The sequence below is a fragment of the Kiloniella laminariae DSM 19542 genome (assembly GCF_000374005.1).
GTDB lineage: Bacteria > Pseudomonadota > Alphaproteobacteria > Kiloniellales > Kiloniellaceae > Kiloniella > Kiloniella laminariae.
Genome location: NZ_KB893134.1, coordinates 1 through 17,331 on the forward strand (window position 1 = coordinate 1; position 17,331 = coordinate 17,331).

14 protein-coding genes are annotated in these 17,331 nt (G+C 52.1%); 8 read left to right on the plus strand and 6 right to left on the minus strand.

Translation table 11 applies throughout. The features are described from left to right. On the plus strand, positions 1-236 hold a 236-nt coding region (locus B152_RS26580), incomplete at its 5' end, for a hypothetical protein (RefSeq protein ID WP_157230754.1). 108 nt (positions 237-344) lie between these two features. On the opposite strand, the gene B152_RS0100010 is transcribed toward B152_RS26580, so the two are convergent. The 6 genes from B152_RS0100010 to B152_RS0100035 all read right to left on the minus strand — a co-directional run bounded on the left by B152_RS0100010 (position 345) and on the right by B152_RS0100035 (position 6,515). Beyond that, positions 345-1,157: an ABC transporter permease subunit gene (locus B152_RS0100010; RefSeq protein WP_020590310.1), complete on the minus strand. Its 813-nt coding sequence runs from the start codon at positions 1,155-1,157 to the stop codon at positions 345-347. Positions 1,158-1,160: 3 nt separating this feature from the next. After that, a complete protein-coding gene (locus tag B152_RS21835) occupies positions 1,161-2,165 on the minus strand; it encodes an ABC transporter permease subunit (RefSeq protein WP_245549912.1) in 1,005 nt (334 codons plus the stop codon). Then, complete coding sequence (locus B152_RS0100020) at positions 2,129-3,280, minus strand: ABC transporter ATP-binding protein (protein WP_020590312.1); 1,152 nt, start codon at positions 3,278-3,280, stop codon at positions 2,129-2,131. The genes B152_RS21835 and B152_RS0100020 overlap by 37 nt, the downstream gene beginning before the upstream one ends. 70 nt (positions 3,281-3,350) lie before the next feature. Beyond that, positions 3,351-4,478: a polyamine ABC transporter substrate-binding protein gene (locus tag B152_RS0100025; protein WP_157230755.1), complete on the minus strand. Its 1,128-nt coding sequence runs from the start codon at positions 4,476-4,478 to the stop codon at positions 3,351-3,353. A 154-nt stretch (positions 4,479-4,632) separates the two neighbouring features. Then, entirely contained in the window at positions 4,633-5,820 is a 1,188-nt protein-coding gene (locus B152_RS0100030; RefSeq protein WP_020590314.1) for an acyl-CoA dehydrogenase family protein, read from the minus strand. A gap of 44 nt (positions 5,821-5,864) precedes the next feature. Then, positions 5,865-6,515, minus strand: coding sequence for a TetR family transcriptional regulator C-terminal domain-containing protein (locus B152_RS0100035; RefSeq protein WP_020590315.1), 651 nt, complete (start codon positions 6,513-6,515; stop codon positions 5,865-5,867). Positions 6,516-6,695: 180 nt separating this feature from the next. Between B152_RS0100035 and B152_RS21840 the strand changes: the two genes are divergently transcribed. From B152_RS21840 to B152_RS0100070, 7 genes are all read left to right on the plus strand, one after another. Then, a complete protein-coding gene (locus B152_RS21840) occupies positions 6,696-8,009 on the plus strand; it encodes an aspartate aminotransferase family protein (RefSeq protein WP_020590316.1) in 1,314 nt (437 codons plus the stop codon). A gap of 18 nt (positions 8,010-8,027) precedes the next feature. Continuing rightward, a complete protein-coding gene (locus B152_RS0100045) occupies positions 8,028-9,689 on the plus strand; it encodes a phytoene desaturase family protein (RefSeq protein ID WP_342664226.1) in 1,662 nt (553 codons plus the stop codon). A gap of 2 nt (positions 9,690-9,691) precedes the next feature. Next, complete coding sequence (locus B152_RS0100050) at positions 9,692-11,257, plus strand: phytoene desaturase family protein (protein ID WP_020590318.1); 1,566 nt, start codon at positions 9,692-9,694, stop codon at positions 11,255-11,257. Positions 11,258-11,260: 3 nt separating this feature from the next. Beyond that, a complete protein-coding gene (locus B152_RS0100055) occupies positions 11,261-12,493 on the plus strand; it encodes an aminomethyl transferase family protein (protein WP_020590319.1) in 1,233 nt (410 codons plus the stop codon). A 9-nt stretch (positions 12,494-12,502) separates the two neighbouring features. After that, positions 12,503-14,602: an acetate--CoA ligase family protein gene (locus B152_RS0100060; protein WP_020590320.1), complete on the plus strand. Its 2,100-nt coding sequence runs from the start codon at positions 12,503-12,505 to the stop codon at positions 14,600-14,602. A gap of 61 nt (positions 14,603-14,663) precedes the next feature. Next, positions 14,664-16,187, plus strand: coding sequence for an aldehyde dehydrogenase (locus B152_RS0100065; protein ID WP_020590321.1), 1,524 nt, complete (start codon positions 14,664-14,666; stop codon positions 16,185-16,187). 140 nt (positions 16,188-16,327) lie between these two features. Next, positions 16,328-17,284, plus strand: a complete 957-nt coding sequence (locus B152_RS0100070; protein ID WP_020590322.1) for a PDR/VanB family oxidoreductase — start codon at positions 16,328-16,330, stop codon at positions 17,282-17,284. The last annotated feature ends 47 nt before the right edge of the window (positions 17,285-17,331 follow it).

The window sequence follows — 17,331 nt, forward strand, 5'->3', positions numbered from 1 at the left end:
TCGTCAGCCTCGACTTCTCCATGCAGTTGGTAGCTCGGCAGCTTGCTGGCGATGAGCTGGCGCAGGCGCATGAAAAAGCGGATCGCCGTGTTGGCCTGAACGCCCACGATCTCGGCGGCGGCACGAGCCGTGCTGCCGACAACGAAGTGTTCGATCAGCCTACTTTGCTGGCGGGCTGTGAGCCGACTTTTGCGGGTGTACATCGTAGCTATCATAGAACCTCCAGAGATTCTTAGCTACTTCAGCCCCAAAAATTAAGGCAGGAAGACGACCCTGAAGAACCGCCTTTCCTGCCTTATGAACACAGGAATTTCTCCTACGCCTTAAACCCGGATGACAAACCGCTATAGTCGATATTTCTGTCGTGCCTGATGCCTCATAATCAGGCCTGCGCAGATAACCCCCAAAGCCACAGCCAGAATAATCAATGTCGCCAGTGCATTAATATCAGGAGTCACCCCGAGTTTCACTTTCGAGAAAATCACCATCGGCAACGTGCTGCTCCCCGGTCCGGAGACAAAACTGGCAATAACCAGATCATCCAGAGACATCGTGAAAGAAAGCAACCAGCCTGCAAGCATGGCCGGCGTTAACAGTGGAAGAGTGATATCCCAGAGGACGCGCAAAGGCTTGCCCCCAAGATCCATGGCAGCTTCCTCCAGATTCTCCTCCATCCCGGAAAGAGCGGACTGAACAATTACCGCCACATACGCCATGCTGAAAGTAATATGAGCGATGGTTATTGTTGTAACACCACGGCCATTTGGCCATCCAACCAGATCTTCCATCGAAACGAACAGCAGCAGCAAAGACAGTCCCGTGATCACTTCCGGCATGACAAGCGGCGCTGTGATCATTCCGGTAAAGGCCAAGCGCCCCCGAAATCGGCCAAAACGCGATAAGGCAAGCCCTGCCAACACCCCAAGAATAACGGAAAAGGTTGCCGACACAGCAGCGATACGAAAACTGAGAAGAGCTGCATCGATAATCAGATCGTTCTCGAACAGCTCCCCATACCATTTAACCGAGAAACCACCCCAGATTGTCGCAAGGCGAGAGCTGTTAAAGGAATAGAAAATCAGGGACAGGATCGGAACATAGAGAAAGGCAAAACCGAAAACCAGCACAGAAAGCAGAAAGGTTGAGCGTTTTTTCATGATCTAGCTCCGCTCCCCGTCTTTTGCCTGGAAATGCTGGTACATCATGATCGGCACCACCAGAAAAGCCAGAAGAGCAACAGCAACAGCAGAAGCAACAGGCCAGTCCCGGTTACTGAAGAACTCATCAAACAAAACACGTCCGATCATCAGGGTGTCATAATTGCCCAACAGCGCTGGAATAACGTATTCACCCGTTGCCGGAATAAAGACCAGCAGAGATCCGGCAACAATCCCCGGCAGCGTCAGTGGCAAGGTTACTGTGTAAAAAACCGTGAAGGGTTTGCCGCCCAGATCCGCCGCCGCCTCATTCAGACTTTCGTCCAGCTTTTCCATTGTTGCGTAGAGCGGCAAGATCATGAAAGGCAAATAGGAGTAGACAATCCCCACATAGATCGCCCCTTCGGTAAACATCATGTTCAGAGGCTCATCAATAATTCCCATTGAAAGCAAGGCCCCGTTAATAATGCCGTTTTTATTCAACAACCCCATCCAGGCATAGATCCGCAAGAGAAACGATGTCCAGAAGGGCAAAACAACCATCAGCAGCAGTATGCCCCGGATATCAGAACGAGAACGGGCTATCCCATAGGCCATGGGATAGCCAATCAACAGACAGATGATTGTCGATTTCCCCGCAAGCAGGAGAGAGTTGAGATAGGAGGAGTAATAGAGATCGTCGGTAACTAGAAATCTGAAGCTCTCGAAGGTGATTGAAATCGTAAAACTCAGATCTTCCGCCCATTCGAACAAAGGTGTGAACGGCGGTCGGGCAATCATCCCTTCAGCCAGGCTGATCTTGAGAACAATGACAAAGGGAACGATAAAAAAAATCAACAGCCAGACAAGCGGTACGGCGAGGACAAGACGCTTCCAGTTCCGCTGTATCAACCTGCCAATCACATCCCCTGCCAGCTTTACAAGGGAACCCGAGGATAGCGTAGAAAGCTTGTGATTTGTGACATCCCTGCTCATTTCATCAACACCACCATACTGGAGGGATCCCACGAAACAAAAACTGCGTCTTCCCAGGTAAGGTTACGCTCCCCTTCCGAAGAGCGGCGCAGGTTCGGTGTCGTTGCTTGCAGAATCTGACCATTGGCCAAACGGATCCTGTAAATTGTATGAGTCCCCATATAGGCGATATCGTGAATGAAGGCAGGAAGTTCGTTTATGCCCTGTCCCGCCTTAGCTTGACGTGTAATCTGGATTTTTTCTGGCCGGACTGCCAGCCAGAGCTGCCGGGCTTCCTTAACCGCCACCCCCCAATCGAGATGAAAATCCTGGCCAAGAGATCCACAGTGCGCCACCAGATGATCCCGACCGCTTTCCTTGACCTGACAATCAAACATATTGATTGAGCCGATAAATTCAGCAGTGAATTTCGTTTCAGGACTTTCGTAAATATCCGACGGTGTTCCAACCTGGATCACATTACCTTTATCCATAACCGCAATCCGGCTGGACAAAGTCATCGCTTCTTCCTGATCGTGCGTTACCACGATAAAGGTAATGCCCAACTTGTCCTGAATGTTCATCAGTTCAAACTGGGTATGCTCCCGCAATCTTTTGTCCAGTGCACCCAGCGGTTCATCCAGAAGCAGTACTTTTGGACGCTTCACCAGGGAACGCGCCAAAGCCACCCGTTGCTTCTGCCCCCCGGACAGTTGGTTGGGTTTACGTTTGGCAAAGTCAGACATCTCGACCAGTGCCAGCATATCCGCAACCCGTTCGCGGGTTTCTGCCTTTGAGACTCCATCCCGGCGCAAGCCATAAGCAACGTTTTTTTCCACCGTCATATGCGGGAAGAGTGCATAGGATTGAAACATCATATTTACCGGGCGCTCGTAGGGGGGCATATCCGTCACATCAATGCCGTCAATAATCACCCGGCCTTTGCTGGGCTTTTCAAAGCCAGCCAGAATACGCAACAGTGTGGTTTTGCCACAACCAGACCCACCGAGAAGCGAGAAAAGTTCGCCCTTGTATATTTTCAGGCTGATGTCGTCGATTGCGGTAAAAACACCAAACTTCTTTCCGACACCCTGAATATCGATAAAGGGCTCTGCTTCGGAATCAAAAGCAGGTCTATCCCCAACAATCGGCTTTTTGAATTCGGTCATCACACGCTTTCTCCTAAAGCGGGAACGGGTAACCCTGCACCTGATCTCTCAGCAGGGCTACCCACTGAAGTTAACTTCCAGTCTTGATCCGGCTCCAGCTGCGCGTCCGAACACGCTCTACCTTTGGCGGCAATGTTTTTGCAAGGTACATCCGCTCCATAGCCTTGCTATCAGGATAGACTGCTGGATTGGTCCGAATCTCTTCGTCAACCAACGGGGTTGCAGCCTTGTTGGCATTCGCATACCAGGTATAGTTGGTTGCAGCCGCAATCACTTCGGGGCGCATCATATAGTTGAGCCACTTGTAGGCAGCTTCCTTGTTCGGCGCATCACTCGGGATCGCCCACATATCAAACCAGGCTCCGGCCCCTTCTTCCGGCACAAAATAATTCAGCTTGATCTCCACACCAGCTTCTTCCGCCCGTGCTGCTGCCACGGCATAATCACCGGACCAGGTCATGGCAATACAGCGTTCCTTGTTCGGTAAAGCGTTCAGATAGTTAGAGCTGTCAAACGTCGTGACACTGCCCCTGATCGCTGATACGGCCTCGACAACCTTGTCGTAATCTTCCGGGTTGGTCGACATGGGATCCAGGCCGAGATAGGAAAGCGTCATCGGAATCACATCTACGGGTGAATCCAGCAAAGACACACCACAGTCCGCAAACTTGGAAATAATGGAGGGATCCAGGATCATGCTGAAAGAGCCAATGGGCGCATCAGGCATCCGCTCCTTGATCATGTCAACATTGTAGGTGATGCCAACAGTACCCCACATGTAAGGTATTCCGTACCGGTTGTCCTCATCCCAGTTTGCCACAACTTTCAGAATATCCACATCCAGGTTGGCATAATTATCGAGTTTGCTTTTATCAAGAACATCAAACACTCCCGCCTGGATAAGACGCGGCATGAACGAGCCTGCATGTAAAACAACATCATAACCGGAACTCCCGGTAATCAGCTTGGCATCAACCGTTTCGCTGGAATCGTAGGTGTCATAAATGACCTTGATCCCCGTTTCAGCTTCAAAATCAGCAATTGTACTTTCACCGATATAATCCACCCAGTTATAGACATGCAGTTCCTCGGCTTTAGCAGCTGATGCCGCCAAACATAAAGAAACAGCGGGTCCTGTCAGCAGTGCAACAGAGGAAAAGCGCCCCAATACAGCCCCAATTTTTTTTCTTGTACTCATGAGTATCTCCCAGTTCATTGACACGCGCGCTCCCTGATTTTTTTATATTCTTCAGCGCATGCCCAATTTGATCAGAAGGTACCTCAACCAGATCTTGTTGTTTTTGTACTGCCTTGTTTTTGTGCTGGATAGAAGTCCCGCTTAAACATCAAGCTCATGGGTTCGTTGATCCAATCAGACCATCCAACCCACGTTTATTAAAAATTCCTCCTATAATTAATCTCTGGATTTCACTGGTACCTTCCCAGATCCGGTCCACCCTGACTTCCCGATAGAAGCGTTCGGCAGGATTTTCACGCATGTAGCCGCGTCCGCCAAAAATCTGGACACAGCGATCGGCAACCCGTCCGACCATTTCCGAAGCATAAAGTTTGACCATCGAACAGCGCGCGTGAAGCCGCTTCAGATCCTCGCCCCGGTCATGAGCCTGGGCAGCTTCATAGGTCATCAGCCGAGCTGCCCAGAGTTCTGTCGCACTATCTGCCAGCATGGCCTGGATCAACTGGTATTGGGCAATCGGCTGTCCATTTGCCAAACGACTCTTGGCAAAGGCACCGGCCTCTTCGATAAGCCGCTCCGCCGCCCCGCAACTCCGTGCCGCAATCATCAACCGTTCGCGCCGGAACCAGGCGCGGGTAAAATCCATGCCACTGCCTTCATCCCCAATCCGGTTTGACACCGGGACCCGCACATCCGTAAATCGATAGGTAGGGTGGTGTGCTTCAAAAGTATGAGAAAACAGCGGTGTATCAATTATTTCTATGCCATCAGAATCCAGATCGACGAAAAACAGGACATGTGCGCCCGCATGATCACCCCCCTCAAGCCGAGCCTGAAAAACCGCAAAATCAGCGAGGTTGGCGGAAGTAACAAACCACTTTTCTCCGTTCAGAACATAATGGTCATCTTCCAGACGGGCTGTGGCATTCAGGCCGTCAACATCAGACCCTGATTCTGCTTCGGTAATCGCATAACATTCGTGACGTTCCCCTTTGAGCAACGGCACAACATAACGATTGATTTGATCTTCACTACAGGCTTCAAACATCCATTTATGAGCTTCGCTGAAACACCAGCCCAGAGCATTTGTCACCCGCCCCAGTTGCTCGTAGATCGCAACCTGCTCGACAACACTAAGTTCCAGTCCGCCGTACTGCTTTGGTGCATCCATACCAGAAAGCTTGAAATCCTGGGCTTTCTGCCGTTGCCGCTGCCGGATCTCTGGTTTCAGTTCTCCACCATTCAACTCGGCCTCAACTTCGAAAGGAATAAGATCGTGCTCAACAAATTCACGCATTTTCCCAGCCCAAACCCGCGCCTCTTCAGGCAAGCGAAAGTCCATCACCCTGCTCCTGTATTGCTGACCAACCAGTTCTGCCCGGTCGATTATTTTTTAGTAGGTTTTAAGCTCTCGATCTGAGTTGCTTTCGAAGGGAAAAGTGCCTTCATCAATTCGAATGAAGCGTTCGCCGCCTCCTGCTGCTTTATCGACTTCGGCGTAATCAGATACCTCTGCCACAAACTGTCTGTCATACCCTCAATAGCCAGAGCCGCAATCTGCGGATCCACAATGGCTCCGCCCTCACCACAGACCTTGCGACAAAGATCACAAAGAACTTCTGTATGGGACTCATCCAGAGATCCGCACTCCTTCATGTAGGTAGGGCGCGATTTTGACTCTCCCCAAAAAGCATACCAGACAGCTATCTTCTTCCTGTTAAAAACCGAGCGATTGAAATCAGCCCTCACAACCGCACAGAGCTGCTCAACCGGATCCTCACCAGCCTCTTCAAGCGCCGTAGCCCAGGCATTACGATACTCCTCAGCCATAAACCTGAGCGTCTCAAGAAAAAGGATGTCCTTGCTCTTGAAGTGAAAAATCACAATCCCCTGCGACACCCCTGCACGATCAGCAACCTTTGCCAGAGTCGTGTCAGAAAACCCCAGTCGATCTATGCAGTCGATCGTCGCATCAATCAGCTGCTGCTTCCTGAAGACTTTTTGCGCTGCTCTGCTGCGCCTAGGAGTCTGTTTCATTTTCATTTCCATATTGACTAAAAGCTTTAGTTTAATATTTTTATATCGTCAATAATAAAATATATTACTAATAATATCAATGTTTTATATACAAATATTGAATGAGCGCTCAGTTTATTATGGACAATTTCAAATTCCAAAATCACAATGCAGCAACAAAATGTCTGAAAGGTCCTAATCATGAGATCCCTTACCAAAAGCAACGCTCAGTTCAAAAAAGCCCTCCAAAAGCTGCCTCTTGGCGTCGCTTCCAACTTTCGCTACTGGGGCGATGACAAGACAATTTATGTCAAACAGGGAAAGGGGGCCCGCTTCTCGGACCTGGACGACAATCAATACATTGATTACCGCATGGGCTATGGGCCCGGCATTCTCGGTTATGCAGATGATCGCGTTGATGCAGCTGCCATTGAGGGCATGAAGGTTGGTGGAGTCTTTGCCCTTGCAACCGAGCTGGAATACACCGTCGCGAATCGCATTTCCCGGATGGTACCTGCCGCCGAGCTGGTCCGTTTTTCCAACTCCGGGACAGAAGCCGTGATGGCGGCGCTGCGGATTGCCCGTGGTTATACCGGTAAAGACTCCTACATTATTATCGAAGGCGGATATCACGGCCTGTTTGACGCGGCACTTTGGTACACCCCCATGGAAGATTGGGTCGAAGGCCAGGGTGATCCTGAACTGGTTCCCTATAGCGACGGCGTCCCCCAGATGCTGAAAAAACTGATCCACACCGTACCGCTCAACGATGCCAACAAACTCGAAGAGGTACTCAAAAAGCACGGGGCTGATATTGGCGCCCTGTTGATCGAGCCGATTATGGGCAACTGTTGCAGCATTGCCGCGAACGCCGAATATATCCGCCAGGTGCGTGAACTCTGCGATCGCTACGGCGTCATCATGATCATCGACGAGGTAAAAACCGGCTTCCGTGTCGCAAAGGGTGGTGTTCAGGAACTCTATGGAGTCAAAGCCGATCTCTGTACCTTTGCCAAGGCTGTCGCCAATGGTTACCCGATCTCGATCGTCGCCGGACGCGAAGAAATCATGCGCAAGGTCGGCAATGGAATCGCCCATGGTGGCACCTATACCGCCCATTCGGTATCGCTGGCAGCAGCAAACAAAACCTTGGAAATACTGGATGAAACCAGTGCGCTTGAAGATATCGCCAGCTTCGGTCTCGACATGCAAAAGGGCATCAGCGAAATCCTCGACAGCCGTGATATCCCCCACTCCTTCTCAGGTCACCCTTCCATGGGCGGACTATTCTTCAACGAACATCCACCAGTGAACTACCGCAGCTGGAAAAAAAGCGACTACTCCTTCTATGACACCATGGCCCAGCATCTCCATGAACTGGGCATCCTCTGTGAACCGGACAGTCGCGAACCCTGGTTTATCTCGGCAGCACACGACAAGAGCTGTCTGGTTGAAACACTGAACAAGTTTGAAAAAGCCGTCGACCAGACCTGCGAACAGCTGAAAGTCGCCTGATCCGGCCTTTCTGCCCTAATCCGTTTTTTACAGGGGAGGCAGGCCAAGCGGCTCGCCACAGATAAAATGAATAAATCACGTTATGATGCCATCATCATCGGCGCCGGGCATAATGGCCTGACGGCCGCCTGTTTTATGGCAAAGGCTGGCCTCAAGGTCCTGGTGCTGGAAAAAAACGATTATCTCGGCGGTGCCGCAGTCAGTCTGGAGCTTCACCCGGGCTGGACCTATTCGAACTGTTCCTACGTCTGCAGCCTGTTGCGGCCGGAAATTGTCCGGGACCTCAACCTGCCCAAGTATGGTTTGCAGGTCATCCCCTATTCCGGGGGCGGGGTCTTCATGCAGAACGGAGACCACCTCTGCAACTACAATGATCATGATGCCCATCGGCTTGAGTTGGCCCGTCATTCGAAAAAAGACTCTGAAGCCTATGATCGCTATTCAACCGATCTGATGCGGCAATGCCGCTTTATCAAACCGCTCCTGATGCGCATGGCACCGGACCCAACCTCTTTCAAACCAAGGGATTTGGGGGAGCTCGCCTATCTCGGCAAGCGTTTCCTTGATTTCTCCGAAGCCCAGATGGCTGAAACCCTTCGCTTCTGGACCATGAGCGTGGCTGAATTTCTGGACGAGTATTTCGAATCAGATGTGATCAAGGCCTATTACGCCGGATCAGGAATCATCGGAACCGCTCTGGGGCCCATGTCTCCCGGCACAGCCTATGTCCTTCTCCACCACTACATGGGTGAGGTTGATGGCAATATTGGGGCCTGGGGCTTTGCACGGGGCGGAATGGGTTCTATCAGCAAAGCCATGGCCGCTTGTTTTGAAGATCACGGCGGCGAAATCCGCAGCGGCTGTGGTGTTGACAAGGTTCTGGTCAAGAATGGCCGTACCGTCGGCGTTGTTCTGAAGAACGGTGACGACTATTACGCCAACACGGTGATTTCCAACGCGGATGTCAAACACACCTTCCTGGATATTGTCGAGCGGGACGACCTCCCCGAAGATTTTGTCCGACAGGTTGAGCGCTTCAAGATCAGAGGCTCTTCCGGGAAGCTGAACATTGCTCTTGATGGCATGCCGGAGTTCCCTCAGGTCCCGAAAGATTCCCCGATCTTCAACGGCGACATGCATTTCACCGACAGCATCGAGCGGATGGAACGCGGGTATGACGACTGGAAAAATGGCACCTGGTCGAAAGACCCCTATCTCGACATGCTCCTGCCCACCAGGATAGACCCGACCATGGCGCCTCCTGGCAAACATTACATGACCGTGTTTGTGCAATATGCCCCCTATCATCTTGCCAATAACGAAAGCTGGGATGGTGCCAACCGGGATGCCTTTGCTCAGACTGTGTTCAACCAGATCTCGGAATACAGCCCGAATTTCAAGGACATGATTCTGCACTACGAATGCCGGACACCCCTCGATATCGAAAGGGAAGCAGGTATTACCGAAGGCAACATTTTCCAGGGCGAGCTTACTTTTGATCAGCTGCTCTTTAACCGTCCGGTTCCGGGCTACGCCCAATACAGATCCCCCATCAAAGGCCTTTATATGTGTGGCTCCTCGACCCATCCAGGCGGCGGTGTAATGGGAGCACCGGGGGCAAATGCAGCGCGTGAAGTATTACGGGACCTTGGTGCACGCCAGACGGTTCGGGGGTATTAAAAATGACAACAAGATATGATTCAATCGTGATCGGGGCCGGGCACAATGGCCTGACCTGTGCCGCCTACCTTGCCAAAGCTGGCAAGAAAGTTCTGGTTCTTGAAGCAAATGACCGGATTGGTGGCATGGCCATTACAGAACAGGCCGCAGACGGGGTTTTGATCCCGACCTGCGCCCATCTGCTGTACCAGCTTCACCCTGATGTTATTCGGGACCTGGATCTGAAAGTGAAAATGGCCGCCTCTTCCCTCCCGACCATTGCCCTGGGCTCTGATGGTCGTCATCTCAAAATCCTGGGCGAGACCGTCACTGCCTTGAATGGCGCTGATCTATCAGCCAAGGACACAGAAAACTATGTTCTGGTCATGCGGGACCTGAAAAAATTCGCCCGTGTCCTCGGCGCTTTACTGGGGCAAAAGCCTCCCCATCTCAAAAACCGGGACTGGGAAGACACCAAAACCCTGCTTAAACTGGGCCTTTCGATCCGGATGATGGGCCGCAAATCCATGCAGGAATTTTTACGAATCGCCCTGCTCAATATTGCAGATCAACTGGAAGACCACCTGGAAAATGACCTTCTGATGGGTGTAACAGCCATGGAAGCCGTCTGGGGGACCCATCTTGCGCCCCGGTCCCCCGGTTCTGTTCTCAGCCTGATGTATAAACTCGCCGGAAGTCTAGAAGGAACCCAGGGGGGCATCGGTATTCCGGCAGGAGGCATCGGGAAAGTCTCAGAAGCACTTGAGCAGGCAGCAACCAGGGCCGGTGCAACCATCCGGACCAATACCCCGGTCAAGTCCATGCTGGTTGAAAATGACACGGTGATTGGAGTTGAGCTGGAATCCGGTGAAAAGATTTTAGCTGCTTCCGTCGCTTCCAGTGCAGACCCACAGCGGACCTTTCTGTCCCTTCTCGGGGCAGAACACCTCGATGCAGGCTTTACCCGGCGCCTTGGCAAAATTCGAAACCGTGGGGATGCTGCCAAGATAAATCTGGTGCTGGATGGCTTGCCTGAATTTACCGGCTTGAGCCAGCAGGATCTTGCTGCAAAACTGGTGATTGCCCCCAGCATTGATTATGTAGAAAAAGCCTTCAACCACGCCAAATACGGCGAGTTCAGCGAACACCCTGCTCTGGAGGTCACCCTTCCGACTGTGGTCGATCAGAGCAGTGCCGGAACAGGCAGGCATGTTCTCTCCATTGTCGCCCAATATGCCCCTCATCAGCTCAAAGCGGGCTGGAGTGATGAACAACGGGCAGCTTTGGGAGAAGCGGTCATTCGTAAGCTGGAAGGTTATGCCCCCAATATCCGCAAGCAGATCATCTCGCAGCAGGTATTAACCCCGGCAGATCTGGAACAGCTTTTCAATGTTACAGGGGGCCACTGGCACCATCTTGAAATCCAGGTCGATCAACTGTTGATGATGCGCCCGCTTCACGGAACAGCCCAGTATGAAACCCCCGTAGCAGGGCTTTATCTTTGTGGTGCCGGCGCACATCCGGGCGGTAATGTTACTGGTGCGCCCGGTATGAATGCCGCCAAACGTATTCTGTCCAGAAAAGGCTGAGCCATGAGCAAATCATTGTCCCCCAAGACACCCGAAATTCTGTCCGCCAGACCGCGTGTCAATGCTGGTCGCAAGCCGACACCTTTTCACGCAAGACAGGTCGAAAAGTCTGAAACCAACGATTGGACACTCTGGGCCGGGTACAGCATCCCCAACAGCTATACCAGTGTTGAGCTTGAGTACTTTTCCATCCGCAATGGCGCTACTCTCTATGATATTTCACCCATGTGTAAATATCGGATCAAGGGACCGGACGCAGAACGCTTCATGAACCGCTTTGTCCCGCGAGATGTAAGAAAGATCAAGCCCGGCCGGGTTGCCTATGCCATCTGGTGTAACGACGATGGTCATGTTCTTGATGACGGAACGATATTCCGGTTTGGCCCTGACGACTTCAGACTCTGCAGCCAGGAACGCCAATACGCCTGGCTGATGGACTCCGCCCTTGGATTTGATGTCGAGATTCTGGACGAGACCGATGATATCGCTGCCCTTCAGTTCCAAGGGCCAACAACCTTTGCCATTCTCGAAGCCATGGGTCTGAAGGGCGTCGAGACACTCAAACCCTTTGATCTCCAGCATTTTTCCTTTGCCGGAACCGAGTTAATGATATCCCGGACCGGCTTTACCGGGGATCTGGGCTATGAACTCTGGATTGAACCGGGCAAAGCCCTTGAACTCTGGGATGCTCTGATGGCAGCAGGCGCTGACCGGACAATATCCCCCGTCGGATCTCTTGCTCTCGACATGACGCGGATTGAAGCCGGATTTATTCAGCCTGCCGTCGATTTTCTGCATGCCGAACATGTGGTACGGCACACACGAGGGCGGTCACCCTTCGAACTTGGCCTCGACTGGCAGGTTGACTTCACCAAAGGGCACTTCACTGGTCGGCGCGCCCTGTTAAAGGAAAAAGAAGCCAACAGCTCGCGTTACTGTTTTGTCGGCCTCGAAATTGAAGGCAACAAGCCCGCTCACAATGCACTGGTATATCACAAACAAAAAAAGGAAATCGGCCATATCACCTCGGCCGTCTGGTCCCCGACCATGAAAAACAATCTCGCCATGGCGCTGCTTCAGCGTCCCTTTGGCGTGGATATTACAGAGGATCTCTGGGTCGAAATCTACGTCGACAAGGAACTCAAATGGGACCGGGTAATGGCCCGGGCAAAAATTGTTGATCGCCCTTTCTTCAATCCCCCGAGAAAACGTCAGACTCCCCCCGCAAGATTCTAGGAGCAATTTGTGCGTCACCGTTTATCCCCGCTGCTCAACCCCCGATCCGTTGCCCTGATCGGAGCCAGTGCCAAACCAGGCTCTGTCAGCCAGACCATGTTGCAACACATCCGTCTTGGCGGCTTTACCGGACCTGTCTTTGCCATACACCCGACCAACGTCGAGGTAGACGGTTTTCGCTGTTACACCAGCCTTGACGCATTACCCGAAGTACCGGAGCACGCAATTCTCTGTGTTGGGGATCACCATGTCGTAGAACGCCTTTCGGAATGTGCCGCTCTTGGCATAAAAGCTGCAACCATTCTCTCGCCCCTTCATGCAGAAGGGAGCAATCCCGACAGCCTGAAACAGGCGGTTCGCACTATTGCCGAGGAAACGGGTATCCAGATCGTTGGGGCGAACTGTAACGGGTTTTATAATTTCTGTTCCGGCCTTTGGGCCTGTGGTTTTCCAACCCGTCATGATCATCGTGCCGGAGGGATAACACTCCTGACCCACTCCGGGTCACTGTTTAACGCCATTCTTGATACCGACTCCCGGCTTGACTACAATTATGTCGTCTCTACGGGGCAGGAGTTAACCACGAGCCTTGCAGATTACATGGACTTCGCCCTGGAGCAGGACTCGACCCGGGTCATCGGCTTGTTTATGGAAACAGCACGAGATCCTATAGGTTTCGCACAGGCACTGGCAAAGGCAGCAGAACGCAAGATACCGGTTGTGGCGCTCAAGGTCGGCAGAACAGAAAAATCAGCTCAGCTGGCCGCCAGTCACAGCGGTGCTCTGGTCGGCAACGATCAGGCCTACACTGCCCTCTTTGACCGCTACGGTGTACTGCGTGTTGAAACCATCGACGAGCTGGTTTTCACCCTGATGCTTTTCGCCCGGTCATCAACTCTTGGGCCCGGTGGGCTTGCAGCGATCCATGATTCAGGGGGCGAACGCGAGTTGATGGTCGATCTTGCCGAACAGATGCAAATTCCCTTTGCCGAACTGACCACTGAAACCCGCCAGCGTATCCAGTCAAAACTGGGGCCGGGCCTCAAAGCAGGAAACCCTCTGGATGCCTGGCATTCATACAATAATTATGAGGAAAGTTACGGCGAAAATCTGATTGAATTGATGACAGATCCCCAGGTTGCCCTTGGTGTTGTTGTGGGGGATCGGGGCCCCGGGGGGCAGATCTACCCAGAATATATACGCTTCGCAAAAGCCGCGCGTGATGCCTCGGGAAAGCCAGTCTGCGTTGTTGCCAACCATCAGGGAACAGGAACCTGCCCCAGTGTTATCGAGGCAACACATAACGGAATCCCGGTACTGGACGGCATCGCTCCTTTTCTGAAGGCCGCAAAACACCTTCTCAACTATCGGGATTTTCAGGCCCGACAGGAAATCGGCATTCCACAGCCCGCCGAGGAAGTCGTGCATAAATGGCGCAGCTATCTGGGCAGAGGAACCCCGATGGATGAATGTACCGCCTACCAGCTTCTCCAGGATTTTGGCATAACCGTCCCGGCTTCCCAACTGGCTCACTCTGCTTTTGAAACTGTAATCGCCGCCCGGAAGATCGGGTATCCGGTTGTGGTCAAAACGGCTGAAAGCGGGATAAATCACAAATCCGATGCCGGAGGCGTTTTCCTCAACCTGACAAATGACGCTGCGGTTTCAAGTGCATACGACCAGCTTTCCCAAAATCTTGGTCCCAGAGTCATGATCGCTTCCATGATCAGAGAGAAAGGTGTCGAGATGATTCTGGGGATGGTGAATGACCCTCAGTTCGGCCCTGTCGTCATGGTTGGATTTGGCGGTATTCATGCCGAGATTCTCGCCGATACAGCCGTGGCCCTGCCTCCTTTTGGGAAAGCGACTGCCTTGCGCTTGATCGACAACCTTAAATTAAAGGCACTTCTGGAAGGTGTTCGCGGCGCAAGGCCAACAGACATGGACGCCCTGCTCGACTGCATCACACGCTTTGCCAGTATGGTCCACGCGCTTGGTGATCTGGTCAGTGAATTTGATATCAACCCCCTTTTCGCCTTGCCTCAGGGCTGCATTGCCCTGGATGCCCTGGTTGTACAGCAGCACCCTCAGGCAAAGGCAGCCGAATAAAAGCTGAACCAGTATACAGAACACCAAGCAGAGCCAAAAACCAAGCCGGGAGAAACAAGAAATGCACCTCAATCAGGTTGAACATTACAGCAAGAGTGACTGGCAAAATTTTGCCGCCCGTTTCCGTCCTGAAACAGGCTTGTTTATTGACGGCTCTTATCAACAGGCCCTCGGGGGAGGCAGCTTTCAGTCCATCAATCCCGCAACAGGCAACCCTGTTGCCGAACTGGCCCTGGGGACAGAGGCAGATATCGACAAGGCCGTTGCAGCGGCACAGAAATCCTTTCGCTCAGGTAGCTGGTCGCGGATGGCCCCAAGGGATCGGATGTCTGTCCTCTATCGTCTTGCAGATTTGATTGAGGAAAACGGGGCTGAGTTGGCTCTGATGGACTCCCTGGATATGGGGAAACCCATCGCAGACTGTCTTGCTGTCGATGTTCCCGAAGTTGCCAAGACCTTCCGCTTTTTTGCTGAATGTATCGACAAGATTGAAGGCAGTGTCACCGCCACAGAATATAATGTTCTCAGTATGGTCCTGCGCGAACCTATTGGTGTTGTTGCCGCGATCTCGCCCTGGAATTATCCCCTGCTGATGGCTGCATGGAAAGTTGCCCCTGCCCTCGCAGCCGGGAACAGTGTTATCCTCAAACCCGCCGAGCAATCTCCGCTAAGCTGTCTGAAACTTGCCGAACTTTTTGTCCAGGCCGGAGGACCCGCAGGGGTTTTAAATGTGGTCAATGGTATGGGCGAAGTCGCAGGAAAAGCTCTCGCTCTCCATATGGATGTTGGCAAGGTCAGCTTTACCGGTTCAACTGAAGTCGGCAAGTTGATGCTGATTTACGCGGGCCAGAGCAACATGAAAAAAGTCGCGCTCGAATGTGGTGGCAAGAGCCCTCATATTTTCCTGGGCGATCTCAGCGGTGGCGATCTTGATGCAGCTGTCGAAACGGCTTGCGGGGCAATATACAGCAATATGGGCGAAGTCTGTAGTGCGGGTTCTCGTATCATTGTTGACAGTACAATTCACGAAGAGTTCGTCGAGCGATTTATCCAGAAGGGCAAAGATGCCTTCACACCAGGCGACCCGCTTGACCCGGCAACGAACATGGGCCCCCTTGTCGACCACGGCTCTCAGGCCCGGGTGTTAAAGATGGCTGAAAATGCCATCCTGGAAGGGGCAAAGCTTCAGTTTGGCGGCGATGCCCCCGGGGGAGATTTGTCCTCGGGTGCCTATATCAATCCAACCCTCTTTACCCTGGTGCACAACGATATGTCCATTGCCCGGAACGAAGTCTTCGGGCCCGTTGCCTCCGTTATAAAGGTAAACGGTCTAGATGAAGCCCTTGCTGTTGCTAATGACAGCGATTATGGCCTCGCCGCAGGGATCTGGACTAACGATCTCAACAAGGCCCATCGCTTTGTCAAGGAGGTCGAGAGCGGTACCGTTTTTGTCAATTCCTATGATGAAGGGGATATGACCCAGCCCTTTGGAGGCTTTAAACAGTCCGGCAATGCCAAAGACAAGTGTTTCGAAAGCCTTCTGAGCTACACAAGATCCAAAGCTGCGTGGTACCGTTTACGATAACCAAGGTAGGGGGAGTATGGTTCCTTATTTGATAAAAAATTACGCCACTGTTATCCAGACCTTTTACAAGCGTACAAATTTAACCAACAATAAACCGTGCCCCCTAAAGCCAGTAAGACAGTACCGGGAGACATAAAATAATGGTGCCGAAGCTCATCGTCCGTATCGAAGCAATCAACGAAGAAGCTGAAAGTATACGCTCCTACGAACTGCGGGCTGTTGATGGATCAGATCTTCCAGCTTTTTCAGCTGGCTCACACATCGATTTTTTTCTCCCGGGCAATATGATCCGGCAATATTCCCTGTCAAATAATCCTGCTGAACGTCACAGATACATCGTCGCTGTTCAGAAAGAGGAAAATGGGCGCGGCGGTTCCAGCTATGTTCATAAAAATCTGAAATCGGGGAGCCAGATCGAAATCTCTCATCCCCGGAATCACTTTGAACTGGATGAAACTGCAGGACGGTACAAACTGATTGCTGGTGGCATTGGTATCACCCCCATTCTCTCGATGGCCCGTCGGTTGAAATCCCTCGGGAAACCGTTTCAGCTTTATTATGCCTGTCGCAACAAACAGCGGGCAGCTTTCACCGAAGAGATGGTCGCTTCAGGGCTTTCAGCCCATGTGCTGTATTCCTTCGACGATCAGCACGGTCCCCTGAAAACCCAGGCGCTGTTTGGTCAACCGGAAAAAGATGTTCAAATTTACTGCTGTGGCCCGACCGGCCTTATGGATGCCGTCAAAAAGGTCACTCAGAACTGGCCAGCAGGAACCGTGCGTTTTGAACATTTTTCTGCCGATGAGACCACAGGTCCTAGGGCGGATGACGGCAGCTTTGAAGTGATCATCAACAGCACAGGCAAATGTTATCTCATTCCTGCTGGGAAAAGCATTCTCGCCGTTCTGGCCGAAAATGGTATTTTTGTCGATAATGCCTGCTGCGAGGGAATCTGCGGCACCTGTGAAACCGGCCTGCTTGACGGCGAAGCCGATCATCGAGATATGGTTCTGAGTGATCAGGAAAAGGCCGAAAACCGCCACATCATGGTCTGTTGCTCCCGCGCAAAAAGTCCGAGCCTTACGCTGGATCTCTAACCCGCAGCGCCAGTTCCGAATGAGAAAAGATAAAGGCTCCTCATTCG

Excerpts from the sequence above, each read along its gene's own strand:
- B152_RS0100010 (WP_020590310.1), bottom strand. The coding sequence starts at position 1,157 with ATGAAAAAACGCTCAACCTTTCTGCTTTCTGTGCTGGTTTTCGGTTTT.
- B152_RS0100030 (WP_020590314.1), bottom strand. The coding sequence starts at position 5,820 with ATGGACTTTCGCTTGCCTGAAGAGGCGCGGGTTTGGGCTGGGAAAATG.
- B152_RS21840 (WP_020590316.1), top strand. The coding sequence starts at position 6,696 with ATGAGATCCCTTACCAAAAGCAACGCTCAGTTCAAAAAAGCCCTCCAA.
- B152_RS0100070 (WP_020590322.1), top strand. The coding sequence starts at position 16,328 with ATGGTGCCGAAGCTCATCGTCCGTATCGAAGCAATCAACGAAGAAGCT.
- B152_RS0100055 (WP_020590319.1), top strand. The coding sequence starts at position 11,261 with ATGAGCAAATCATTGTCCCCCAAGACACCCGAAATTCTGTCCGCCAGA.
- B152_RS0100050 (WP_020590318.1), top strand. The coding sequence starts at position 9,692 with ATGACAACAAGATATGATTCAATCGTGATCGGGGCCGGGCACAATGGC.
- B152_RS0100020 (WP_020590312.1), bottom strand. The coding sequence starts at position 3,280 with ATGACCGAATTCAAAAAGCCGATTGTTGGGGATAGACCTGCTTTTGAT.
- B152_RS0100025 (WP_157230755.1), bottom strand. The coding sequence starts at position 4,478 with ATGAGTACAAGAAAAAAAATTGGGGCTGTATTGGGGCGCTTTTCCTCT.
- B152_RS0100035 (WP_020590315.1), bottom strand. The coding sequence starts at position 6,515 with ATGAAACAGACTCCTAGGCGCAGCAGAGCAGCGCAAAAAGTCTTCAGG.
- B152_RS0100065 (WP_020590321.1), top strand. The coding sequence starts at position 14,664 with ATGCACCTCAATCAGGTTGAACATTACAGCAAGAGTGACTGGCAAAAT.